We start from the raw sequence: 21482 nt of genomic DNA on the forward strand, positions 1-21482 counted from the left end.
GCGACGCCGAGGCTTACTGGGGTTCGGAGAGCAGCCAGTCGTCGAGGCGCTGATGCACCTCCTCGATGCCGTCCTTCTTGAGCGACGAGAACAGCTGCACGCTCACCAGATCCTCCCACTCGCGCAGCCGCGAGCGCACCTGCTGCAGGGCGTTCTTGGCCGCGCCGCGCTTCAGCTTGTCGGCCTTGGTCAGCAGGATATGCACCGGCATGTCGGCCTCGTCGGCCCAGCCGAGCAGGGTCTGGTCGAACTCGGTGAGCGGATGGCGCACGTCCATCAGCAGCACCAGTCCCCGCAGCGAGGAACGCCGGCGCAGGTAGTCCGAGAGGTGGCGCTGCCACTCCAGCTTCACCTGCTCGGGGACCTTGGCATAGCCGTAGCCCGGCAGGTCGACCAGGCGATGCGCGTCGCCCTCGTCCAGCGAGAAGAAGTTGATCAGCTGGGTCCGACCCGGCGTCTTGGAGGTGCGCGCCAGCGCCTTCTGGCGCGTCAGGGCGTTGATGGCGCTGGACTTGCCGGCGTTGGAACGGCCGGCGAAGGCGACCTCGGCCCCGGCATCGGCGGGACATTTCGCCAGCGTCGGCGCACTGGTGATGAAGCTGGCTGCCTGGTAATTGAGGCGCGACATGGCGGGGTTCCTGACGTCGATCAAGGGCGTCGCGGGTTGCATTTCCGCGATTCCGGTGTTCCTTTTATACTGCAGTCGATTTTGTCTGCGGCCGGGGACGGCAGTATACACCGTGCACCCAACGCCAGCGACCGGCGGCCCGGCCCGCTCCACCACTAACGGCAGTGTGGATTCGCGATGAGAAAGCTTCTGGCAAGCCTGGTCATTTTCCTGGGCGCCACCGGCGCCGCCCATGCCGCGTCCCTGGCGGAGGCCGATGCCGCCGCCGGAGGCGACAAGGCCGCGGCCTGCGCCGCCTGCCACGGCCAGCAGGGCGTCGGCATCACCCCGGCCTTCCCTAACCTGGCCGGCCAGCAGGCCTCCTACCTGGCCAAGCAGATCATGGACATCCGCGACGGCAACCGTCAGGTGCCGCAGATGGCCGGCCAGGTGGACGGCTTCTCCGATCAGGACGCCTGGGACGTGGCCGCCTACTACGCCGGCATGGAACCGGCGCTGGGCCAGGCCGACCCCGATCCCGCCCTGGTCGAGCGTGGCCGCGAGCTGTACCGCGCCGGCGACATGGAGAAGGGCCTGCCGGCCTGTGCGGCCTGCCACACGCCCACCGGCGCGGGCATCGGCAGCGCCGTCTATCCCGCCCTCTCGGGCCAGCAGCGCGACTATGTCGTCACCACCCTGCAGGCCTTCGCCGCCGGCGAGCGTGCCAACGATCCAAGCGCTATCATGCGCGACATCGCCGCCAAGATGAGCGACCGCGACATGGAGGCGGTGGCCAACTACGTGCACGGCCTGCACTGAGCCGGGCCCCGCGAGCGCGGCCGCGCGCCGCGCTCGACGCCTTCAGGGAACCCACGGCCCGGCGGCGACTCCAAGGCCGCGAACGCCGTTCCCGAATGACGGCGTCCGGATCACGTCAAATCAAGGAGAGACTCCCCGCATGTTCAAGTCACTGATGGTCGCCGTGGCCGGCCTCGGCCTGTCCACCCTCGCCTCCGCCGCCCCGGTCGCCGGACAGGACTACACCGTGCTCGACGAGCCGGTCCAGACCCAGGTCGCCGACGGCAAGATCGAGGTCACCGAGGCCTTCTGGTACGGCTGCCCGCACTGCTACGCCCTGGAAGAACCCCTCAACGCCTGGGTCGACGAGCTGCCCGAGGACGTCGAGTTCCAGCGCATGCCGGCCACCATGGGCGGCGCCTGGAACCGCCACGCCACCGCCTTCTATGCCGCCCAGCAGCTGGGCATCCAGCAGGAGATGCACAGCGACTTCTTCGACGCCATCCACGAGCAGGGCGCCCAGCTGACCGACAACGAGGACATCGCGGCCTTCTTCGGCCAGTACGGCGTCAGCGAGGACGAGGCCCTCGACGCCCTGGACGCCTTCGGCGTGAAGTCCCAGGTCAACCGCGCCCACGCGCGGATGCGCAACATGCAGCTGATGGGCGTGCCGGCGCTGGTCGTCGACGGCCGCTTCGTGGTGACCCCGAGCACCGCCGGCAGCCTCGACAACATGCCGCAGATCGCCGATGCCCTGGTCGAGCAGGTGCGCGAGGAGCGGGCCGAATAACATGAGTCATCAGGCCGAGGACAGGGGCCTGGCCCCGCACGCGAAGCCCCTGAAGCTGCTGACCTTCAACCTGCAGGTGGGCATCCAGACCTCGGCCTATCATCACTACCTGACCCGGGGCTGGCAGCACCTGCTGCCCCACCCCCGCCGCGGCGAGCGCCTCGACGCCATGGGCGAGGTGCTCAGCGGCTTCGACATCGTCGGCCTGCAGGAGGTGGACGGCGGCAGCTTCCGCTCCGGCCACGTCAATCAGGTCGACTATCTGGCCAGCCACGGCGGCTTCCCCCACCACTACCAGCAGCTCAACCGCAACCTGGGGCGCGTCGCCCAGCACAGCAACGGCCTGCTGTCGAAGCTGCCGCCGGCGCGCATCGAGGAGCACCGCCTGCCCGGCACCCTGCCCGGGCGCGGCGCCATCCACGCCCGCTTCGGCGACGGCCCCGACGCCCTGCACGTGTTCGTCGCCCACCTGGCGCTGAGCCATCGCGGCCGCGTGCGCCAGCTCGACTATCTCAGCGAGCTGATCCGGCCCCTGCGCCACGTGGTGGTGATGGGCGATCTCAACTGCACGCCGGACCAGATCCACGCCCACTCGCGCTTCCGCGAGGCGCTGCCGCTGCATCCGGTGCGCCCGCCGCTCAGCTATCCCTCCTGGCAGCCCCGCCGCGCCCTGGATCACATCCTGCTCTCCGACTCGCTGGAGGCCGACCGCGTCGAGGTACTGGAGCACCTATTCTCCGACCACCTGCCGGTGGCGATCGAGATCCGGCTGCCTGACGCCTGCCGCGCCAGCCTGGCGCGAGCCTAGGGCCGCAGCCGGCGAGCCAAGGGTAAGACCAATGTCCCACCCGTCGTCCTGACAGGCGTTGATCAATTCCCGTATAGTCGGCTGGGCCGTTTCAACGCACGGCGCTACTATCTCGACATCCTTGCAACCTCGAGCGATCGCCCATGCCTCCCACCCACGAGCTACCGAGCCTCCTGGCCCGGCTCGACCGCTTCTCCGAGTGGCTCGGCCGCAGCCTGTCCTGGCTGATCCTGCTGATGATGCTGATCCAGTTCCTGATCGTGGTGCTGCGCTATGCCTTCAGCATCAACAGCATCCCCATGCAGGAATCGGTGATGTACATGCACGCCACGGTATTCATGCTGGCCGCCGGCTACACCCTGCGCCACGGCGGCCACGTGCGGGTGGACATCTTCTATCGGGCCATGACGGCGAAGCGCAAGGCGCTGGTCGACCTGCTGGGCACGCTGCTGCTGCTGCTGCCCTTCATGCTCTTCGTGATCCTGTCCAGCCTGGGCTATGTCGGCAAGTCCTGGGCGATCCTCGAGACCTCTCCGGACACCGGCGGCATTCCCGGCGTCTTCCTGCTCAAGACGCTGATCCCGGTGTTCGCCGGGCTGATGATCCTGCAGGGCGTGGTCGAAGCCTCGCGTAACCTGCTGATCCTGACCGGCCGCATCGATCCCGAGGCCGACGTCCCCGACCACCACGAGGAGCACCTGTGATGCTGGAGTTCATGCCGCTGGTGCTGTTCGCCGTGATCTGCACCGTCCTGATGTTCGGCTATCCGGTCGCCCTGTCGCTGGCCGGCACCGCCCTGGCCTTCGCCGGCCTGGGCTTCGGCCTCGAGGCGCTGGGCGTCGATGCCAATTTCGACGGCGGCTACCTGGCCGCCTTCCCCAACCGCCTCTACGGCATCATGAGCAACCAGACGCTGCTCGCGGTGCCGCTGTTCGTGTTGATGGGGGTGCTGCTGGAGAAATCCCGGGTCGCGGAGACGCTGCTCGAGGCCATGGCGCTGCTGTTCGGCTCGCTGCGCGGCGGCCTCGGCATCTCGGTCACCGTGGTCGGCATGCTGCTGGCCGCCTCCACCGGCATCGTCGGCGCCACCGTGGTCACCATGGGCCTGATGTCGCTGCCGACCATGCTCAAGCGCGGCTACAGCATGCCGCTGGCCACCGGCACCATCTGCGCCACCGGCACCCTGGGCCAGATCATCCCGCCCTCCATCGCCCTGGTGCTGCTGGGCGACGTGCTGTCCTCCGCCTATCAGCAGGCCCAGCTGTCGATGGGCATCTTCAGCCCCAAGACCGTCTCGGTGGGCGACCTGTTCATGGGCGCGCTGGTGCCCGGCCTGATCCTGGTGGGGCTGTATATCGCCTACGTCGCCGTGACCGCCTGGATCAAGCCCGCCTCCGCACCGGCCGTGGATCGCCGCGACCTGATGGATGAGCTCGGCCACGAGGGCGGCCTCGGCCTGCTGCTGCTCAAGGGGCTGGTGCCGCCGATCGTGCTGATCGTGGTGGTGCTGGGCTCGATCCTCGGCGGTTTCGCCACCCCCACCGAGGCCTCCGCGGTCGGCGCCTTCGGCGCGCTGATGCTGGCCCTGGCCTATCGCCGCCTGGACATGGCCACCCTCAAGGAGGTGCTGCGCTCCACCGTGGACGTCACCACCATGGTGTTCCTGATCCTGATCGGCGCAGCGCTGTTCTCGCTGGTGTTCCGCGCCTACGGCGGCGAGGAACTGGTCACCCACCTGTTCGAGAGCATGCCCGGCGGCGTGGTCGGCGCCACCCTCATCGTGATGCTGGTGATCTTCCTGCTCGGCTTCATCCTCGACTTCATCGAGATCACCTTCGTGGTGGTGCCGATCGTCGGCCCGATCCTGCTGGCCATGGGCCTCGATCCGGTGTGGCTGGGCATCATGATCGCCATCAACCTGCAGACCTCGTTCCTGACGCCGCCCTTCGGCTTCGCGCTGTTCTACCTGCGCGGGGTGGCCCCGGAGTCGGTGCCGACCTCGGCCATCTACCGCGGCGTGATACCGTTCATCGTCCTGCAGCTGGCGATGCTGATCGCGCTGTCGTTCTTCCCGCAGCTGGCCACCTGGCTGCCGCAGCAGTTCTAGCGGCGCCGGCCCAGCGCAGCGTTGGCGCCCCGTGGACGAGACGCGGGCGCCGACGGCTACAGTGTCGGAAGCGACTCATCGTCCTTCCCACGACGGCTCGGCCCGGCCGAGCCTGATGCAAGCCCTGGCCTGCCGGAACCCCCGGTTCAACAACGCCATAACAGATCTAGGGAGCAAGCATGCAACGCACGTCACTCGCCAACGCGATTACCCTCGCCGCTGCCGCCACCGGCCTGCTGCTCGTCGGGGCCCAGGCCCAGGCCCAGGACACCTTCGAGTGGAAGATGGTGACCTCCTGGCCGAAGAACTTCCCCGGCGTCGGCCAGGGCCCCGAGCGCCTCGCCGAGCTGGTCGACCAGATGTCCGACGGCCGGCTGACCATCGAGGTGTTCGGCGCCGGCCAGCTGGTGCCCGGCTTCGAGGTCTTCGACGCCGTGTCCGAGGGCACCGCCGAGCTGGGCCACTCCGCCTCCTACTACTGGAAGGGCAAGGCCCCGGCGGCCCAGTTCTTCGCCGCCGTGCCGTTCGGCATGAACGCCCAGGAGATGAACGCCTGGCTGCACTACGGCGGCGGCCTGGAGCTGTGGAACGAGCTCTACGAGCCGTTCGGGGTCGACGTCATGGCCGCCGGTGCCTCCGGCGTGCAGATGGGCGGCTGGTACAACGAGGAGATCAACTCGGTCGACGACCTGGACGGCCTGAAGATGCGCATGCCGGGCCTCGGCGGCGAGGTCATGAACCGCATGGGCGTGGCCATCGTCAACATGCCCGGCGGCGAGATCTTCACCTCGCTGCAGTCCGGCGCCATCGATGCCACCGAGTGGATCGGCCCCTACAACGACCTGGCCTTCGGCCTCCACCAGGCCGCGGACTACTACTACTATCCGGGCTGGCACGAACCGACCGTGATGTTCGAGGCGATCGTCAACGACGAGGCTCTTGCCGAGTTGCCGGACGACCTCCAGGCGATCCTGCGCACCGCCATCCGCGACGTGAACGCCGACGTGCTCGACGAGTACACCGCCCGCAACAACGACGCCCTGGAGACGCTGATCAACGAGCACGACGTCGAGCTGCGTCGCCTGCCGGACGACGTGCTGGCCCAGGCCAAGGCGCACTCCGAGGACGTGGTCGCCGAGCTGGCCGAGTCCAGCGAGATGGCCGGCAAGATCCACGAGTCCTACCGCGCCTTCCAGGAGAAGGTGGAGAACTACCACGCCATCTCCGAGCAGGCCTACTACAACGCCCGCAACCCGGAAGGCGACACCACCGGCGACGCCGAGTAAGACCACGGGTCAACCGTCAACAGGGCCGCCTCCGGGCGGCCCTGTTGCGTTTGCAGGGGCCCGCCTATCCGCAGTAGGGCGCCAGCCAGGCCTCGGCCAGCGCCAGCACCAGCGCGTAGCGCCCGCCCTTGGCGACCAGGATCCACAGCGTGGCCCGCCACCAGGGCAGCCGGAAGATGCCCGCCAGCACGGTCAGCGGATCGCCGATCACCGGGGCCCACGAGAGCAGCAGGCTGGCCTCGCCGAAGCGCCGGTAGCCGCGCTCCGCCCGTGCCAGGCCTCGCGGCGAGGCCGGAAACCAGCGGCGATCCTGAAAGTGCCGGGCATAGCGGCCCAGCGCCACGTTGATCAGGCTGCCCAGCACGTTGCCCGCGGTGGCCGCCGCCCACAGCGCCGGCAGCGCCCCGCCCTGGCACCACTGCCGGGCCAGCCACGCCTCGGAGCCGCCCGGCAGCAGGGTGGCGCTGGCCAGGGCAACAAGGAACAGGCTCAGCATGGCCGCCTGCCCGGCCGCTGGCGTATGCTAGGCGCCGGATTCACGCCACGAGACGACACACGATGTCCTCCATTCCTCATACTCTCACCATCGCCGGCTCCGACCCTTCCGGAGGCGCAGGCCTGCAGGGCGACCTCAAGACGCTCTCGGCGCTGGGCACCTATGCCACCAACGTGATCACCGCGGTGATCGCCCAGAACACCCGGGGCGTGGCCGCCGTTCACCCGGTGCCGGCACCGGTGATCGGCGAGCAGCTCGAGAACCTGCTCGACGACGTGCGCATCGACGCGGTGAAGATCGGCATGGTCGCCGACCGCGCCGTGGCCGAGACGCTGGCCGAGGTGCTCGGCCGCCGCCGGCCGCGCTGGATCGTACTCGACCCGGTGATGGTGGCCAAGAGCGGCGATATCCTGGTCGACGCCGCCGGCATCGCCGCGGTGCGCGACGTGCTGGTGCCGCTGGCCGATGTCATCACGCCCAACCTGCCCGAGGCCGCGGTGCTGCTCGACGCCGAAACGCCGCGCAGCCCGGACGCCATGGAGGCCATGCTGCCCGCCCTGCAGGCCCTGGAGGCGCCCTACGTGCTGCTCAAGGGCGGCCACCTGAGCGGCGAGACCTGCCCCGACCTGCTGGCCACGCCCGAGCGCAGCCAGTGGCTGCCGGCGCCGCGCATCGCCACCGAGAACCTGCACGGCACCGGCTGCGCGCTGTCCTCGGCCATCGCCGCGCATCTCGCCCACCTGCCGCCGGGGGCCGACGGCGAGGCCATCGTCAACGCCATCGGCGAGGCCAAGCGCTGGCTGCATGCCGCCCTCGACGCCAGCCCGCAGCTGGCGGTGGGCCAGGGCCGCGGGCCGGTGCACCACTTCCACGCCCTGTGGTGACGACGCCCGAGCGGGCGGTACCGGAAAACCCACCTTGCAGGGGCCGCGGGGGGCGCCCATCCTGAAACGGCCATCTTCCGGCCGTACGAGGGTTGTGCCATGTCCCGCACCCTGCTGTTCGCCTGCGATCTCTCCGCCGAGAACCGCGCCGCCTTCGCCCGGGCCATCCGGCTGGCGAACGAGTCCGGCGCCCGGCTCGACATCGTCCACGTGCTCGACCCCTACCTGCCCCGCCGGGTCCTGCACGATCTGGAGGAGGCGGTGGTGGCCGACATCGCCGCCACCCTCACCGACCTCCGCGAGGACTACGCCCTCGACGAGCCGGCCAGCCTGATCCAAACCGTGGCCGGCGCGCCCTACGCCGAGATCATCCGCGAGGCCCACGAGCGCGAGGCCGACATGATCATCCTCGGCGCCCACCGCAAGCGCGGCCAGCCGGACCTGGTCACCGGCACCACCCTGGCGCGGGTGCTGCGCGGCGCGCCCTGTCCGGTGCTCTCGGTGAGCCATCCCGCCACCCAGCCGTGGCAGGACATCCTGGTGCCGGTGGACTTCTCGCTGACCTGCCGCCGCACCCTGCGCGAGACCCTCAAGCGCTTCCCCGAGAGCCGGCTGACCCTGCTGCACGCCTGGAACATCCCCGGCGAGCGGGAGCTGGGCTCGTCGAGCGACTACGCCCGCTGGCGTGACCGCGAGGTCGCCACGCTGCGCCGCCACCTGGAGCAGGAGACCGAGCAGCTGATGAGCGAGCTCGAGCGCGTGCCCGAGGTGGAGCTGGAGCTCGAGCAGGGCGACCCGCTGGAGGTCCTGATGACCCGCCTGCGCCGCCAGCCGCCCCAGCTGCTGGCGCTGGGCAGCCGCGGCCAGCTCGGCCGCCACGGGCAGATCACCGAGCGGCTCCTGGCCGAGCCGCACTGTGACATCATGCTGTGCCGCAGCTGGTAGGCCATCCCCGAGGAGTGCCTGCGCGCGCCGACCTTTCAGGCGGGCCGTGACCGAGGGCGGCCTCCGCGCAAGGCCAGCGCAAAGCTGTACAGAACCATTACAATAAAATAGTGTCTGCATAGGAGATTCCCATCAGGAGGATGCCGTCATGCCGATGCTGCGCCTGCCCTTCGCCGCGCTGATGCTTGCCCTGGCGCTGGCCACGGGCCTCGCCGCCATGCCCGCCGGCGCGGAGGTCGTGGTCAAGAACGCCCGCTTCGACACCGTCCAGCGGGTCGACGGTCGTCCCTTCCGGATGATCGGCCACGGGCTGTTCCGCTACATGATCTGGGACGCCTACGCCGGCGCCTACTACCAGGCCGAGGGCTTTCCGCGGCCCGCGCCCCAGTCGGCCAACGTGCCGCGGCGCCTGGAGCTCGAGTACTTCCACGCCATCGAGGCCGGCGACTTCGCCGAGGTCACCCGCGATACCCTGCGCGACCAGCTCGGTGCGGCCGACTTCCGCTCGCTCGAGCCGGCGCTGTCGGCCTTCAACGCCCGCTACCGCGATGTCTCGCCGGGCGACCGCTATGCCCTGACCTGGGACGGCGAGACCCTGAGCCTGGCGCTGAACGGCGAGTCGCTCTATGCACGACCCGAGCCGGCGCTGGCCGATGCCCTGTTCGGCATCTGGCTCGGCGAGGCGCCGCTGGGCGACGGCTTCCGGGACGACCTGCTGGGGCGCTGAACGCGGGCGTGCTAGGCTGCCGGCTTTTGCCAGCCGCCGAGGGCGGGAAGAGAGGGAAAGTGCCATGAAAGCCCTGATCCAGCGCGTTCGCCACGCCAGCGTCACCGTCGACGACCGCGAGACCGGCGCCATCGACCACGGCCTGCTGGCGCTGATCGGCGTCGAGCAGGAAGACGACGAGCAGAGCGTCGAGCGGCTGCTGCACAAGCTGCTGCACTACCGGGTGTTCTCCGACCGGGACGGCAAGATGAACCTCAACCTGCAGCAGGCCGAGGGCGGCCTGCTGCTGGTGTCGCAGTTCACCCTGGCCGCCGACACCCGCAAGGGGCTGCGTCCCAGCTTCTCCAGCGCCGCGCCGCCCGCCGAGGGCCAGCGGCTGTTCGATGCCCTGGTCGAGCGCGCCCGGGCCGCCTGGCCGCGGGTCGCCACCGGCGAGTTCGGCGCCGACATGCAGGTGGCGCTGGTCAACGACGGCCCGGTGACCTTCCTGCTCGAGGGCTGAGCCGGCGCCTCAGGTCGCCTCGCGCAGCTCCGCTTCCATCGCCTCCAGCGATTCCTCCGCGGCCAGCCAGGCCTGCTCCAGCTCGCCGAGCCGCGACGCCAGCTCGGCCTGCTCGGCGAGCCGCTTGGAGAGCTCCTCCTTGCGCGCCTCGTCGGTGTAGAGCTCGGCGTCGCCCAGGGCATCCTCCACCCTGCCGAGCGAGGCCTGCACCTTCTCCATCTCGCGCTCGGCGCGGTCGCGCTCGCGCTTGAGCGGGCGCAGCTTCTCGCGCAGCTCGGCGGCGGCGCGGCGCGCGGCCTTGCGATCCTCCTTCGGCGCCTCGGCGGCCTCCTGGCGCTCGACCTTCTGGGCCCGGGCCTCGCGGCGCTCGTTCTCGAGCCGCGTCTTGAGCCAGGCGCGATAGTCGTCGAGGTCGCCGTCGAAGGGCGTGACCCGGTGGTCGGCGACCCGCCAGAACTCGTCCACGGTGGCGCGCAGCAGGTGGCGGTCGTGGGAGACCACGATCACCGTGCCCTCGAAGCTCGCCAGCGCCTCGGTGAGCGCCTCGCGCATCTCCAGGTCCAGGTGGTTGGTCGGCTCGTCGAGCAGCAGCAGGTTGGGCTTCTGCCAGGCCACCAGCGCCAGCGCCAGCCGCGCCTTCTCGCCGCCGGAGAAGCGCCGCACCTCGGCGAAGGCGTCGTCGCCCTTGAAGCCGAAGCCGCCCAGGAAGTTGCGGATGTCCAGGTCGGCGGCCCGCGGCGACAGCCGCTGCACGTGGATGAAGGGCGTGGCCGCGAGGTCGAGCCCCTCGAGCTGATGCTGGGCGAAGTAGCCGATGGCCAGGTGCTCGCCGGGCACCCGGCGCCCGCCGAGCAGCGCCAGCTCGCCGGTCAGCGACTTGATCAGCGTCGACTTGCCGGCGCCGTTGGGGCCCAGCAGGCCGATGCGCTGGCCCGGCTGCAGGGTCATGTCGACGCCCTCGAGCTGGACGGTATCGCCGTCCTCGCCGCGATAGCCGAGCCGCGCCTCGTCCAGCACCAGCAGCGGATGCGAGGTGCGGTCGGCGGACGGCAGCGTGAAGTGGAAGGGCGAATCGACGTGGGCCACGGCGATCTCGCCCATGCGCTCGAGCATCTTCAGCCGGCTCTGGGCCTGGCGGGCCTTGGTGGCCTTGTAGCGGAAGCGGGCCACGAAGCGCTCGATCTCCTCCTTGCGCGCCTGCTGCTTGGCCGCCTCGGCCTGCTGCAGGGCCAGCTTCTCGGCCCGGGTGCGCTCGAAGGTGGAGTAGTTGCCGCGGTACAGCACCAGCGAGCGGCGATCGAAGTGCACGATGTGATCGCACACGGCATCGAGGAAGTCGCGGTCGTGGGAGATCAGCAGCAGGGTGCCCGGATAGCGGGTCAGCCACTGCTCGAGCCACAGCAGGGCATCGAGATCCAGGTGGTTGGTGGGCTCGTCGAGCAGCAGCAGGTCGGAGGGCATGAACAGGGTGCGCGCCAGGTTGACGCGCATCCGCCAGCCACCGGAGAAGTCCGACAGCGGGCGCGCGAGGTCGCCCTGGTCGAAGCCGAGCCCGACCAGCAGCTGGGCGGCGCGGGCCGGGGCGCTGTAGCCGTCCAGCGCCTCGATGGTGCCGTGCAGCTCGGCCTCGCGGTGGGCGTCGCCGCTGGCCTGGGCCCTGGCCAGCGCGGCTTCCGCCTCGCGCAGGGCCCGGTCGCCGTCGAGCACGTAGTCCTGGATGCTGCGCTCCAGCGCCTCGACCTCCTGGGCCATGTGGGCGATGCGCTGGCCGCCGCTCATCTCGAGCTCGCCGCGATCGGGGGCGAACTCGCCGCGCAACAGGCCGAACAGGCTCGACTTGCCGGCGCCGTTGGGCCCGACGATGCCCGCCTTGTGGCCGGCGTGCAGGGTCAGGTCGGCGTCCTCGAGCAGCGCTTGGGTGCCGCGTTGCAGGGAAACTTGGCGCAGTGCAATCATGAAGGCTCCACAGGAAGGCATAGGGCCGCCGCCGTGACGACAGCCGAATCATGACGCCCGATTCTACCGAATTGCCGGCCGCTCTGCGGGCCCGGCTCGCCGCCGATCCGCTATGGGACTTCGCCCTGGCGCTCTACGCCCGCCCCGGGGCGGAAGCGGCCTGCCTGCACCTGCAGGACGACGCCGGCCTCGAGGTGATCGAGCTGCTGTGGCGGCTGTGGCTGTTCCACCATGGCCTGGCCGCCGGCCCCATGCCCGACTCGGTGGCCCGCTGGCAGGCCGAGGTGACCGCGCCGCTGCGCCGGCTGCGGCGGTCGCTCAAGGCCGAGGCCGCCGAGCGCGAGAGCGTCGCCGCGCTGCGCCAGCGGCTCAAGGCCGCCGAGCTCGACGCCGAGCGCGAGGCCCTGGCCCGGCTCGAGGCGCACAGCCGCCGCGGCGATGTCACGCATCGTTCTCTCACCTCCGCCGACGGCCTGAAGGATGCACTACCTTTTCACGCCAGGCTGACAAAAGCGTCTCATCGGACGGCGCTGGAAAGGTTGAATGACCAACTTGACCCTCAATGATCGCCCCACTAGCCTGAATAAACACTGCAAAAACAAAACGTTCTTTCGTTAGCGAATTCACCGTGATCCTGCTGGTCGCGTCGCTGACTGAATCTGCAGAGGAAGCATATCAATGAAGTCACACAAGCTGCTGGCCACCGCGGGTATCGGCGCCCTGATGCTGGGCATGTCGACGGCCGCCTACTCGGATAACTGGCGCTATGCCCACGAGGAATACGAGGGCGACGTACAGGACGTCTTCGCCCAGGAATTCAAGCGCTACGTGGAAGAGAACTCCGACCACAACGTTCAGGTCTATCGCTTCGGTGAGCTCGGCGAGTCCGACGACATCATGGAGCAGACCCAGAACGGCATCCTGCAGTTCGTCGACCAGTCGCCCGGCTTCACCGGCGCCCTGATCCCGGCGGCCCAGATCTTCTTCATCCCGTATCTGATGCCGACCGACATGGACACCGTGCTCGAGTTCTTCGACGAGAGCAAGGCCATCAACGAGATGTTCCCCGAGCTCTACGCCGAGCACGGCCTGAAGCTGCTGCAGATGTTCCCCGAGGGGGAAATGGTGGTCACCGCCGACGAGCCGATCACCTCGCCGGAGGACTTCGACAACAAGAAGATCCGGGTGATGACCAACCCGCTGCTGGCCGAGACCTACAACGCCTTCGGCGCCACCCCGACCCCGCTGCCCTGGGGCGAGGTCTACGGCGGCCTGCAGACCGGCATCATCGACGGCCAGGAGAACCCGATCTTCTGGATCGAGTCCGGCGGCCTCTACGAGGTGTCCCCGAACCTGACCTTCACCAGCCACGGCTGGTTCACCACCGCCATGATGGCCAACCAGGACTTCTACGAAGGCCTGTCCGACGAGGACCAGCAGCTGGTGCAGGACGCCACCGACGCGGCCTATGACCACACCATCGAGCACATCAAGGGCCTCGCCGAGGACTCGCTCGACAAGATCATGGAAGCCTGCGACGAGTGCACCGTGACCCGTCTGGACGACGAGCAGATCGCGGCCTTCAAGGAGCGCGCCCCCCAGGTCGAGGAAGCCTTCCTCGAAATGACCGGCGACGACGGCGCCGCGCTGCTCGACCAGTTCAAGGCCGACCTCGAGGCCGTGCAACAAGCCGAAGAGTGATCGCGATCACCTGATCGGTACGACGGGGGGCAGCCTGGCTGCCCCCGTTTTGTTTCCGTCCGGGCAACGTTCACCCAACGTTGATCCGCGAGGCTCCCGGCATGGCCTCCAGCCGTTACGCTGCTCGACAGGGACGTCGCTCTCGCGTCATGCCGTTCGCCACGATTCCAGGGAAATACGCCCATGACCGACGAAGATTCCGAAAAACGCTATCGCTCCGGACTGCCGGGCTTTCTCGGCGTCATCGACACCTTCATCAGCAGGGTCGAGGCGGTGATCCTGGCCCTCGGCGTGCTGCTGATGGCCGCCAACACCATCGCCAACGTCATCGGCCGCTTCGCGTTCGGCGAGAGCATCTTCTTCTCCGGCGAGATCAACCGCATCCTGATCATCATGATCACCTTCGCCGGCATCGGCTATGCGGCACGCCACGGCCGCCACATCCGCATGTCGGCGATCTACGATGCCCTGCCGGTGGGCGGACGACGGGCGCTGATGATCGTGATCTCGCTGTTCACCTCGCTGGTGATGTTCTTCCTGCTCTACTTCTCGGTGCTCTACATCCTCGACCTGTACGACAAGGGACGCATCCTGCCGGCGCTCGGCTTCCCCATCTATCTGATCTACATCTGGGTGCCGCTGGGCTTTCTGATCACCGGCATCCAGTACCTGCTCACCGCCATCAAGAACCTGACGTCGCGCGACGTCTACCTGTCGACCTCGGTGCTCGACGGCTACAAGGATACGGAAACGGAAGTCTGACGATGATGGGCACGACCCGGGGGAACGCAAAATGACGACCATTATGGTGGTGACCATGATCGCCCTGCTGCTGCTGGGCTTTCCGATGATGATTCCGCTGATCACCGCGGCGGTGATCGGCTTCTTCATGATGTTCAACGGCCTGGGCCAGATGGAGACGCTGATCCAGCAGATGATGGCGGGCATCCGGCCGGCCTCGCTGATCGCGGTGCCGATGTTCATCCTCGCCGCCGACATCATGACGCGGGGGCAGTCGGCGGAACGGCTGATCAACATGGTGATGTCCTTCATCGGCCACGTGAAGGGCGGCCTGGCGGTCAGCACCGCCGCCTCCTGCACCCTGTTCGGCGCGGTCTCCGGCTCGACCCAGGCCACGGTGGTGGCGGTGGGCTCGCCGCTGCGCCCGCGCATGCTCAAGGCCGGCTACTCGGACTCCTTCACCCTGGCGCTGATCATCAACTCCAGCGACATCGCCTTCCTGATCCCGCCCAGTATCGGCATGATCATCTACGGGGTCATCTCCGGCACCTCCATCGGCGAGCTGTTCATCGCCGGCATCGGGCCCGGCCTGCTGATTCTCGCCATGTTCTCCGCCTACTGCGTGGCCTACGCCGTGATCCGCAAGGTGCCCACCGAGCCCAAGGCGAGCTGGGGCGAGCGGCTCGGCGCGGTACGCATGGCGCTGTGGCCGCTGGGCTTCCCGGTGATCATCGTCGGCGGCATCTACGGCGGCATCTTCAGCCCCACCGAGGCCGCCGCGGCCTGCGTGCTGTACGCCATCCTGCTCGAGTTCGTGATCTTCCGCTCGCTGAAGATCAACGACATCTACGCCATCGCCAAGTCCACCGGCCTGATCACCGCCGTGGTGTTCATCCTGGTCGCCGTCGGCAACGGCTTCTCCTGGATCATCTCCTTCGCCCAGATTCCTCAGACCATCCTCGAGGCGGTGGGCATCAACGAGGCCGGCCCCACCGGGGTGCTGATCGCGATCTGTGTGGCCTTCTTCGTGGCCTGCATGTTCGTCGACCCCATCGTGGTGATCCTGGTGCTGACGCCGATCTTCGCGCCCGCCATCGAGGCCACCGGCCTGGACCCGGTGCTGGTCGGCATCCTGATCACCCTGCAGGTGGCCATCGGCTCGGCGACGCCGCCCTTCGGCTGCGATATCTTCACCGCCATCGCGATCTTCAAGCGGCCCTATCTGGACGTGATCAAGGGCACGCCGCCGTTCGTGTTCCTGCTGATCCTCGCTGCCGCCCTGCTGATCATCTTCCCGCAGATCGCCCTGTTCCTGCGCGACCTGGCCTTCAGCGACTGATCGGGATTGAAGAGGAGAGCTCATGATGTTCAAACGGATCATGGTACCGGTGGACGGCTCCAAGGGCGCCATCAAGGCGCTGGACAAGGCGGTCGCGCTGCAGCGGCTCACCGGTGCCGAACTCTACATCCTGTGCGTGTTCAAGCATCACAGCCTGCTCGAGGCCTCGCTGTCCATGATCCGGCCCGAACGGCTCGACATCCCCGACGATGCCCTCAAGGAATACGCCACCGAGATCGCCGTGCAGGCCAAGGCCCATGCCGCCGAGCTCGGCGTGCCCGCCGATCGGGTGCGCGCCTTCGTCAAGGGCGGGCGCCCCTCGCGCACCATCGTGCGCTTCGCCCGCAAGCGCGACTGCGACCTGATCGTGATCGGTGCCCAGGGCACCAACGGCGACAAGGGCCTGCTGCTGGGCAGCGTGTCGCAGCGGGTGGCGGGCTCCGCGCACTGCCCGACGCTGGTCGTCTGACACCGCCAAGACTCCCCTGTGCCGGGTCGGTCCGCGCGCCGTAGCGACGGGTGCGGAACCGACCCGGCCCTGTTAGAGTCCCAAGGGTCCCATTCACCGATGGCGCCAAGGCGCCGGAGTACAAGGCATTTTCATGAAGCGACTGCTGACTACCGCATCCCTGACGGCGCTGCTGACCGCTGCCCCCCTGGCACTGGCCGCCCCCGATACCGACGGCGAGAAGCTCGGCTACAGCCTCGGCGTGACCCTGGGCAAGAGCATCCAGCAGGACGTCTCCGACCTCGACGTCGACGCCTTCACCCAGGCCGTGCAGGACGTCTTCGACGACAACGAGCTGGAGATGACCGAGGACGAGATGAACGCCACCATGCAGGCCTTCCAGCAGCAGGCCATGCAGCAGCGTGCCGCCGAGGCCCAGCAGCTCGCCGAGGAGAACCGGTCCGCGGGCGAGGCCTACCAGGCCGAGAACGCCGAGAAGGATGGCGTGACCGTCACCGACTCCGGCCTGCAGTATCGCGAGATCGAGGCCGGCGACGGCGCCTCGCCCAGCGACGGCGACACCGTCCAGGTCAACTACGAAGGCAAGCTGATCGACGGCACCGTCTTCGACAGCTCCTACGAGCGCGGCGAGCCGGTCAGCTTCCAGGTCGGCCAGGTCATCGAGGGCTGGCAGGAGGCCCTGAAGATGATGAACGTCGGCGACACCTGGGAGGTCGTGATCCCGGCCGACCTCGCCTACGGCAGCCGCGGTCAGGGCCCGATCGGTCCCAACGAGACCCTGGTGTTCAAGGTCGAGCTGCTCGACGTGAACCCGGACAACGCCGAAGGCTGATCGCCCGCGGCGAGCGCGCCTCGATGGCGTGACCGGCGGCCGGCCTCCCTCGGGGCCGGCCGCCTTGCGTTGTGCGGCCCGACGCGCCGCGCTCACCACTGACCAGGGAATGGCATCGTCATGGAAAGCATCATCGGCGCCCTCGGGCCACTGTTCCTGCTGATCCTGCTCGGCGCCCTGCTCGGCCGCGGCCCCTGGCCCGGCGGCGACTTCTGGGCACGCCTCGAGGGCCTGATCTACTACCTGCTGTTCCCGGCGATGCTGGTGGCCACCCTGGCCGAGGCCGACATCCGCGCGGTGCCGGTCGCCCGCCTGGCCCTGGTGCTGCTCGGCAGCCTGCTGCTGCTGGCCGTCGGCCTGTGGACGCTGCGCCCGCGGCTGGGGCTCGACATGCCGGCCTTCACCTCGGTCTTCCAGGGCGCGCTGCGCTTCAACACCTACGTCGGCGTGGCCGGCGCCGCCGCCCTGCACGGCTCGGCGGGCGCCACCGTGGCGGCGGTCGCCGTGGCGCTGATGGTGCCGCTGGTCAACGTGCTGTGCGTGCTGACCTTCCTCGCCGCCGGCACCCTGGGCAAGGGCGGCGTGGGCGCCAGCCTGAGGGCCCTGGCCCGCAACCCCCTGATCCTGGCCTGCCTGGCCGGCGCCGGACTCAACCTCACGGGGGTCGGCCTGCCCGGCTGGAGCCACGAGGCGGTGGCCCTGCTCGGCCGGGCGGCGCTGCCGCTGGGCCTGGTGGCGGTGGGCGTGGCGCTGCGCCCCCAGGCGATGCTGCGCCGCGACGGCGGCCTCTGGACCTCGACCCTGATCAAGCTGGCGCTGCTGCCGGCGCTGGTGCTGGGCCTGGCCACCCTGCTCGGCCTGGGGCCGGTGAGCCGCGACGTGGTGCTGCTCTTCGCCGCCCTGCCCACCGCCACCTCGGCCTATATCCTGTCGCGGCAGCTGGGCGGCGATGCCGAGCTGATGGCGGCACTGATCACCGCCCAGACCCTGCTGGCCATGATCAGCCTGCCGCTGTGGCTGCGCCTCGTCGCCTGAGCAGGGCCGCCCCCTTCAAATAAAAAAGATTCTCGTTAGTGTTGACCACACAAATGAGAATGATTTACTCTATATCCATGACATCGCCGAGGTGCGTGTCAGACCCCACGGAGCCTTGCCAGTCCTCCGCGGGGATTCTCCTCCTCATTGCTAGTCACGGTCTTTCGCCGCCCCGCCCAGGGCGGCTTTCTTTTGCGCTCGCGTTCGTTCGAGATCGTCCAGGCTTCTGCGACCCCGCAGGGGAAGTGCCTCGGCCGCCGTCACGGCGGCCTTTTTTATGCACGCGCGCCTCGCCGGCCGCCGCCAAACGCGAGCGCCCCGGCACGAGGGCCGGGGCGCAGGAGGAAGCGTGGGCTCGGGCGAGCTCAGTCGACGCGGCGGAAGATCAGGTCCCAGACGCCGTGGCCGAGCTTCTCGCCGCGCTGCTCGAACTTGGTCAGCGGGCGGAACTCGGGGCGCGGCACGTAGGGCGCCGTGTCGTCGGTGGCGGTGTTCCGATAGCCCGGGGCCTCGGCCATCACCTCGGCCATCCATTCGGCGTAGGCCTCCCAGTCGGTGGCCATGTGCAGGGTGCCGCCTGGCTTGAGGCGGGTGCGCACCAGCTCGACGAAGGCCGGCTGGACGATGCGCCGCTTGTGGTGCTTCTTCTTGGTCCAGGGGTCGGGGAAGAACAGCTGCAGGGTGTCGAGGCTGCCCTCGGGCAGGCACCGCTCGAGCACCAGCAGGGCGTCCTCGCGATAGACGCGGAGGTTGGTGAGGCCGCGCTTGTCGGCCTCGTCGAGCAGCTTGCCGACGCCGGGCGCATGCACCTCGATGCCGATGAAGTCGGTATCGGGATGGGTCTCGGCCTGCTCGATCAGCGAACCGCCCATGCCGAAGCCGATCTCCAGCACCACCGGGGCGCGACGCCCGAACAGCGTCTCGAGGTCCTGGCGGCCGTCCTCGAGGGTCAGCCCCAGACGCGGCCACACCTCCTCGAGGCCGCGGGTCTGGGCGGCGGTCATGCGCCCGGCACGCAGCACGTAGCTCTTGATCCCGCGGCGATGCAGCGGGGCGTCGGGGCTCTCGGGACCCTCGGTCGAGGGCGTGTCGGGGCGTTGTTCGTCGTTCATGCGCGGCGTCGAAACTCGTGAAGGTCGAAAGGTCAGGATCAGGCGTTGATGCGCCCGGCCAGCGGCGAGGAGGGCTCGGCGCCCTGGCGGCGCGGCATGCGTCCGGCGAGGAAGGCCTCGCGGCCGGCCTGCACCGCCTGCTTCATGGCGCCGGCCATCCGCACCGGCTGGCGGGCGTGGGCGATGGCGGAGTTCATCAGCACCCCGTCGCAGCCCAGCTCCATGGCCTGGGCGGCCTCGGAGGCGGTGCCGATGCCGGCATCCACCAGCACCGGCACGCTGGCCTGCTCGATGATCAGGCGGATGTTGTGCGGGTTCTGGATGCCGTGGCCGGAGCCGATCAGCGAGCCCAGCGGCATCACGGCGCAGCAGCCGAGGCGCTCCAGCTCGCGGGCGACGATGGGATCGTCGCTGGTGTAGACCATGACGTGGAAGCCGTCGTTGACCAGGGTCTCGGCGGCGGCCAGGGTCTCCACCACGTTGGGATACAGGGTGGTGTCGTCGCCCAGCACCTCGAGCTTGACCAGGTTGTGGCCGTCGAGCAGCTCGCGGGCCAGCCGGCAGGTGCGCACCGCGTCCTGGGCGGTGTAGCAGCCGGCGGTGTTGGGCAGCAGGGTATAGCGCTCCGGGGACACCACGTCGAGCAGATTGGGCGCCGAGGCATCCTGCCCCAGATTGGTGCGACGCACGGCGAAGGTCACCACCTCGGCCCCGCTGGCGGCGATGGCCTCGCCGGTCTCGTCGACATCCCGGTACTTGCCGGTGCCCACCAGCAGGCGCGAGGCGAATTCACGGCCGGCGACGCGCAGCGGCGCGTCCTGGAAGAAGTCGGTCATGCGTATATTTCTCCTATGGCTCAGGGGAAAGCGCTGATTTTTCTTGCGAGCGAAGATAGGTTGGGCGACGCCGGAACGGAAATACCGGAGTTTACACGCCAGTAAATGAGGATATTGGCCGGGCTCGCGCTCGAGTACCTCCGGCGGCCAAGATGGCTAGGTTCGTTCCCGACGAACCAACGCACTTCCCACTTCCCTATGGGTCGTCGAGCGCAGCGATAAATCAGTGTTTTCCTTCAGCCGCCACCGATGGCATGGACAATTTCCACCCGGTCACCGTCGGCCAGGCGCGTCTCGCCGTGGGCGCTTCGGGGCACGATCTCCTCGTTGACCTCCACGGCGATGCGCCGTCCGGCCAGGCCGAGGGTCTCGACCAGCTGGGCCACGGAGGCCTCGGCCTCCAGGGTGCGCGCCTCGCCGTTGAGCTGGATCTGCATGGCATCCTCCGGGCTGCGATTTCGCGGGCCCATATTGTAGCGCCTCGGGGCGCCCCCGGGTACGGTATGGCGCAGACCTGGCGGGGCCGGCCTGGCAACAGGCCGCCGCGGGGCGCTGTGACCCCATCCCTGGGCGCTACCTTTTGCCGTCCCTGGCAAAGACCCCGCTCTGGCCTGTCCCCGGCCCCCTGCTCAGACATCACGGAACACACCCCAACGGGAGAAAGACAGCATGCAGGATCGCGGCTGGTGGATGGCGGTGGCGCTGTGCGGCGCCCTGACGGTGATGGCCGGGGCCTTCGGCGCCCATGCCCTGAACGGCACGCTGCCGCCGAGGCTGATGACGGTGTTCGAGACCGGGGTGCGCTACCAGGCCTGGCATACCCTGGCGATGCTCGGCGTGCTGGCCTGGCGCGCCGCGCGGCCGCTGGCCGGCCAGCGCTGGGTCCTCGGCCTGTGGCTGGCCGGCATGGCGCTGTTCTCGGGCTCGCTCTACGCGCTGGCGATCGGCGGCGCGAAGATGCTCGGCGCCGTCACGCCGATCGGCGGCGGGCTGCTGATCCTCGGCTGGCTGGCACTGGCCGTGACGGCCTGGCGGGGTCAGTCATTATCGGGCAAGGCATAGGTCGCGGTGACCAGCGCCACCGGCGCCTCCTCGCCGTCGGAGAACAGCTGTACCTCGCCCACCGCCAGCCGCCGGCCCAGCTTGAGCAGCCGGGCATTGGCGATCAGGTCGCGATCGCTTCGCGGGCGACGCAGGAAGCGGCAGTGCAGGTCGCTGGTGACCGCCATCGGCTCGGGGCCGATCTGGGCCAGGATCGCCACATAGAGGCAGACGTCGGCCAGGCCCATCAGGGTCGGGCCGGAAACGCTGGCGCCGGGGCGCAGGTGCTCGTCCTCGATGGCCAGGCTCATGGTGGCGCGGCCCTCGCCGACGCCCTCGATGGTGCCGGCACGCTGGGGAAACACCTCGTCGAGGAATTCCTCGATGGCGGCGGCGGTCATCACGGTCATGGGCGCGCTCCCTGCGGCTGAACGATGGCCACAAGATAGCCCAGCCCGCGCGCGACGCAC

The 21482-nt window shown here is 69.1% G+C and carries 25 protein-coding genes; 18 read left to right on the forward strand and 7 right to left on the reverse strand.

Annotation, left to right across the window (positions count from 1 at the left end):
* Positions 1 to 13: 13 nt before the first annotated feature.
* Positions 14 to 628, reverse strand: a complete 615-nt coding sequence (yihA, locus tag FIU88_RS16695) for a ribosome biogenesis GTP-binding protein YihA/YsxC (protein WP_152479933.1) — start codon at positions 626 to 628, stop codon at positions 14 to 16.
* Positions 629 to 805: 177 nt separating this feature from the next.
* Between yihA and FIU88_RS16700 the strand changes: the two genes are divergently transcribed.
* The 6 genes from FIU88_RS16700 (at position 806) to FIU88_RS16725 (ending at position 6396) form a co-directional block, all read left to right on the forward strand.
* Positions 806 to 1426: a c-type cytochrome gene (locus FIU88_RS16700; RefSeq protein ID WP_152479934.1), complete on the forward strand. Its 621-nt coding sequence runs from the start codon at positions 806 to 808 to the stop codon at positions 1424 to 1426.
* A 139-nt stretch (positions 1427 to 1565) separates the two neighbouring features.
* The gene (locus FIU88_RS16705; protein WP_016855874.1) at positions 1566 to 2195 is read left to right on the forward strand and encodes a thiol:disulfide interchange protein DsbA/DsbL; all 630 of its coding nucleotides are present in this window, start codon (positions 1566 to 1568) and stop codon (positions 2193 to 2195) included.
* 1 nt (position 2196) lies between these two features.
* Positions 2197 to 3003: an endonuclease/exonuclease/phosphatase family protein gene (locus FIU88_RS16710; RefSeq protein ID WP_152479935.1), complete on the forward strand. Its 807-nt coding sequence runs from the start codon at positions 2197 to 2199 to the stop codon at positions 3001 to 3003.
* Positions 3004 to 3146: 143 nt separating this feature from the next.
* On the forward strand, positions 3147 to 3707 hold the full coding sequence (locus FIU88_RS16715) for a TRAP transporter small permease subunit (RefSeq protein WP_152479936.1): 561 nt from the start codon (positions 3147 to 3149) through the stop codon (positions 3705 to 3707).
* The gene (locus tag FIU88_RS16720) at positions 3707 to 5110 is read left to right on the forward strand and encodes a TRAP transporter large permease subunit (protein ID WP_016855877.1); all 1404 of its coding nucleotides are present in this window, start codon (positions 3707 to 3709) and stop codon (positions 5108 to 5110) included. Before FIU88_RS16715 ends, FIU88_RS16720 begins: the two co-directional genes overlap by 1 nt.
* Positions 5111 to 5289: 179 nt before the next feature.
* Entirely contained in the window at positions 5290 to 6396 is a 1107-nt protein-coding gene (locus FIU88_RS16725) for a TRAP transporter substrate-binding protein (protein ID WP_152479937.1), read from the forward strand.
* Positions 6397 to 6460: 64 nt separating this feature from the next.
* On the opposite strand, the gene FIU88_RS16730 is transcribed toward FIU88_RS16725, so the two are convergent.
* On the reverse strand, positions 6461 to 6892 hold the full coding sequence (locus FIU88_RS16730) for a YqaA family protein (protein ID WP_152479938.1): 432 nt from the start codon (positions 6890 to 6892) through the stop codon (positions 6461 to 6463).
* A 62-nt stretch (positions 6893 to 6954) separates the two neighbouring features.
* Between FIU88_RS16730 and thiD the strand changes: the two genes are divergently transcribed.
* From thiD to dtd, 4 genes are all read left to right on the forward strand, one after another.
* Entirely contained in the window at positions 6955 to 7776 is an 822-nt protein-coding gene (gene thiD / locus FIU88_RS16735; protein WP_152479939.1) for a bifunctional hydroxymethylpyrimidine kinase/phosphomethylpyrimidine kinase, read from the forward strand.
* Positions 7777 to 7875: 99 nt separating this feature from the next.
* Complete coding sequence (locus FIU88_RS16740; protein WP_152479940.1) at positions 7876 to 8721, forward strand: universal stress protein; 846 nt, start codon at positions 7876 to 7878, stop codon at positions 8719 to 8721.
* Positions 8722 to 8869: 148 nt separating this feature from the next.
* A complete protein-coding gene (locus FIU88_RS16745) occupies positions 8870 to 9448 on the forward strand; it encodes a chalcone isomerase family protein (protein WP_152479941.1) in 579 nt (192 codons plus the stop codon).
* A 64-nt stretch (positions 9449 to 9512) separates the two neighbouring features.
* The gene (gene dtd, locus FIU88_RS16750; protein WP_152479942.1) at positions 9513 to 9950 is read left to right on the forward strand and encodes a D-aminoacyl-tRNA deacylase; all 438 of its coding nucleotides are present in this window, start codon (positions 9513 to 9515) and stop codon (positions 9948 to 9950) included.
* A 9-nt stretch (positions 9951 to 9959) separates the two neighbouring features.
* Here dtd and FIU88_RS16755 read toward each other — a convergent pair whose 3' ends face one another.
* Entirely contained in the window at positions 9960 to 11906 is a 1947-nt protein-coding gene (locus FIU88_RS16755; RefSeq protein ID WP_152479943.1) for an ABC-F family ATP-binding cassette domain-containing protein, read from the reverse strand.
* Positions 11907 to 11956: 50 nt separating this feature from the next.
* On the opposite strand from FIU88_RS16755, the gene FIU88_RS16760 reads away from it, so the two are divergent.
* The 7 genes from FIU88_RS16760 (at position 11957) to FIU88_RS16790 (ending at position 18023) form a co-directional block, all read left to right on the forward strand.
* Positions 11957 to 12472 carry a TIGR02444 family protein gene (locus tag FIU88_RS16760; protein WP_016855885.1) on the forward strand — a complete coding sequence of 172 codons (516 nt, stop codon included), beginning with the start codon at positions 11957 to 11959 and terminating at the stop codon, positions 12470 to 12472.
* Between the two features lie 112 nt (positions 12473 to 12584).
* Positions 12585 to 13607: a TRAP transporter substrate-binding protein DctP gene (gene dctP, locus FIU88_RS16765; RefSeq protein ID WP_152479944.1), complete on the forward strand. Its 1023-nt coding sequence runs from the start codon at positions 12585 to 12587 to the stop codon at positions 13605 to 13607.
* A gap of 183 nt (positions 13608 to 13790) precedes the next feature.
* On the forward strand, positions 13791 to 14369 hold the full coding sequence (locus FIU88_RS16770; RefSeq protein WP_016855887.1) for a TRAP transporter small permease: 579 nt from the start codon (positions 13791 to 13793) through the stop codon (positions 14367 to 14369).
* 31 nt (positions 14370 to 14400) lie between these two features.
* Positions 14401 to 15687 carry a TRAP transporter large permease gene (locus FIU88_RS16775; protein ID WP_026068539.1) on the forward strand — a complete coding sequence of 429 codons (1287 nt, stop codon included), beginning with the start codon at positions 14401 to 14403 and terminating at the stop codon, positions 15685 to 15687.
* Positions 15688 to 15712: 25 nt separating this feature from the next.
* Positions 15713 to 16156 carry a universal stress protein gene (locus tag FIU88_RS16780; protein WP_152480264.1) on the forward strand — a complete coding sequence of 148 codons (444 nt, stop codon included), beginning with the start codon at positions 15713 to 15715 and terminating at the stop codon, positions 16154 to 16156.
* Between the two features lie 133 nt (positions 16157 to 16289).
* The gene (locus FIU88_RS16785) at positions 16290 to 16988 is read left to right on the forward strand and encodes an FKBP-type peptidyl-prolyl cis-trans isomerase (protein WP_152479945.1); all 699 of its coding nucleotides are present in this window, start codon (positions 16290 to 16292) and stop codon (positions 16986 to 16988) included.
* Positions 16989 to 17108: 120 nt separating this feature from the next.
* Positions 17109 to 18023 (forward strand): AEC family transporter, encoded by a 915-nt coding sequence (locus FIU88_RS16790; protein ID WP_152479946.1) that lies wholly within the window; start codon positions 17109 to 17111, stop codon positions 18021 to 18023.
* A gap of 365 nt (positions 18024 to 18388) precedes the next feature.
* Here the strand turns inward: FIU88_RS16790 and trmB are convergent, their stop codons facing one another.
* From trmB to thiS, 3 genes are all read right to left on the reverse strand, one after another.
* A complete protein-coding gene (gene trmB, locus FIU88_RS16795) occupies positions 18389 to 19135 on the reverse strand; it encodes a tRNA (guanosine(46)-N7)-methyltransferase TrmB (RefSeq protein WP_152479947.1) in 747 nt (248 codons plus the stop codon).
* A 38-nt stretch (positions 19136 to 19173) separates the two neighbouring features.
* Complete coding sequence (locus tag FIU88_RS16800; protein ID WP_152479948.1) at positions 19174 to 19971, reverse strand: thiazole synthase; 798 nt, start codon at positions 19969 to 19971, stop codon at positions 19174 to 19176.
* 236 nt (positions 19972 to 20207) lie between these two features.
* On the reverse strand, positions 20208 to 20408 hold the full coding sequence (gene thiS, locus FIU88_RS16805; protein ID WP_016855894.1) for a sulfur carrier protein ThiS: 201 nt from the start codon (positions 20406 to 20408) through the stop codon (positions 20208 to 20210).
* A 232-nt stretch (positions 20409 to 20640) separates the two neighbouring features.
* Between thiS and FIU88_RS16810 the strand changes: the two genes are divergently transcribed.
* Entirely contained in the window at positions 20641 to 21033 is a 393-nt protein-coding gene (locus tag FIU88_RS16810) for a DUF423 domain-containing protein (protein WP_152479949.1), read from the forward strand.
* Here FIU88_RS16810 and FIU88_RS16815 read toward each other — a convergent pair.
* Positions 21009 to 21422, reverse strand: coding sequence for a PaaI family thioesterase (locus FIU88_RS16815; protein WP_016855896.1), 414 nt, complete (start codon positions 21420 to 21422; stop codon positions 21009 to 21011). The two genes, FIU88_RS16810 and FIU88_RS16815, sit on opposite strands and share 25 nt — an antisense overlap.
* Between the last annotated feature and the right edge of the window lie 60 nt (positions 21423 to 21482).

It is taken from the genome of Halomonas sp. THAF12, assembly GCF_009363675.1.
In the GTDB taxonomy this organism is placed as follows: Bacteria; Pseudomonadota; Gammaproteobacteria; order Pseudomonadales; family Halomonadaceae; genus Halomonas; species Halomonas smyrnensis.

Coding starts and splice junctions, on each gene's coding strand:
- yihA (WP_152479933.1), bottom strand. CDS start 628: ATGTCGCGCCTCAATTACCAGGCAGCCAGCTTCATCACCAGTGCGCCG.
- FIU88_RS16700 (WP_152479934.1), top strand. CDS start 806: ATGAGAAAGCTTCTGGCAAGCCTGGTCATTTTCCTGGGCGCCACCGGC.
- FIU88_RS16705 (WP_016855874.1), top strand. CDS start 1,566: ATGTTCAAGTCACTGATGGTCGCCGTGGCCGGCCTCGGCCTGTCCACC.
- FIU88_RS16710 (WP_152479935.1), top strand. CDS start 2,197: ATGAGTCATCAGGCCGAGGACAGGGGCCTGGCCCCGCACGCGAAGCCC.
- FIU88_RS16715 (WP_152479936.1), top strand. CDS start 3,147: ATGCCTCCCACCCACGAGCTACCGAGCCTCCTGGCCCGGCTCGACCGC.
- FIU88_RS16720 (WP_016855877.1), top strand. CDS start 3,707: ATGCTGGAGTTCATGCCGCTGGTGCTGTTCGCCGTGATCTGCACCGTC.
- FIU88_RS16725 (WP_152479937.1), top strand. CDS start 5,290: ATGCAACGCACGTCACTCGCCAACGCGATTACCCTCGCCGCTGCCGCC.
- FIU88_RS16730 (WP_152479938.1), bottom strand. CDS start 6,892: ATGCTGAGCCTGTTCCTTGTTGCCCTGGCCAGCGCCACCCTGCTGCCG.
- thiD (WP_152479939.1), top strand. CDS start 6,955: ATGTCCTCCATTCCTCATACTCTCACCATCGCCGGCTCCGACCCTTCC.
- FIU88_RS16740 (WP_152479940.1), top strand. CDS start 7,876: ATGTCCCGCACCCTGCTGTTCGCCTGCGATCTCTCCGCCGAGAACCGC.
- FIU88_RS16745 (WP_152479941.1), top strand. CDS start 8,870: ATGCCGATGCTGCGCCTGCCCTTCGCCGCGCTGATGCTTGCCCTGGCG.
- dtd (WP_152479942.1), top strand. CDS start 9,513: ATGAAAGCCCTGATCCAGCGCGTTCGCCACGCCAGCGTCACCGTCGAC.
- FIU88_RS16755 (WP_152479943.1), bottom strand. CDS start 11,906: ATGATTGCACTGCGCCAAGTTTCCCTGCAACGCGGCACCCAAGCGCTG.
- FIU88_RS16760 (WP_016855885.1), top strand. CDS start 11,957: ATGACGCCCGATTCTACCGAATTGCCGGCCGCTCTGCGGGCCCGGCTC.
- dctP (WP_152479944.1), top strand. CDS start 12,585: ATGAAGTCACACAAGCTGCTGGCCACCGCGGGTATCGGCGCCCTGATG.
- FIU88_RS16770 (WP_016855887.1), top strand. CDS start 13,791: ATGACCGACGAAGATTCCGAAAAACGCTATCGCTCCGGACTGCCGGGC.
- FIU88_RS16775 (WP_026068539.1), top strand. CDS start 14,401: ATGACGACCATTATGGTGGTGACCATGATCGCCCTGCTGCTGCTGGGC.
- FIU88_RS16780 (WP_152480264.1), top strand. CDS start 15,713: ATGTTCAAACGGATCATGGTACCGGTGGACGGCTCCAAGGGCGCCATC.
- FIU88_RS16785 (WP_152479945.1), top strand. CDS start 16,290: ATGAAGCGACTGCTGACTACCGCATCCCTGACGGCGCTGCTGACCGCT.
- FIU88_RS16790 (WP_152479946.1), top strand. CDS start 17,109: ATGGAAAGCATCATCGGCGCCCTCGGGCCACTGTTCCTGCTGATCCTG.
- trmB (WP_152479947.1), bottom strand. CDS start 19,135: ATGAACGACGAACAACGCCCCGACACGCCCTCGACCGAGGGTCCCGAG.
- FIU88_RS16800 (WP_152479948.1), bottom strand. CDS start 19,971: ATGACCGACTTCTTCCAGGACGCGCCGCTGCGCGTCGCCGGCCGTGAA.
- thiS (WP_016855894.1), bottom strand. CDS start 20,408: ATGCAGATCCAGCTCAACGGCGAGGCGCGCACCCTGGAGGCCGAGGCC.
- FIU88_RS16810 (WP_152479949.1), top strand. CDS start 20,641: ATGCAGGATCGCGGCTGGTGGATGGCGGTGGCGCTGTGCGGCGCCCTG.
- FIU88_RS16815 (WP_016855896.1), bottom strand. CDS start 21,422: ATGACCGTGATGACCGCCGCCGCCATCGAGGAATTCCTCGACGAGGTG.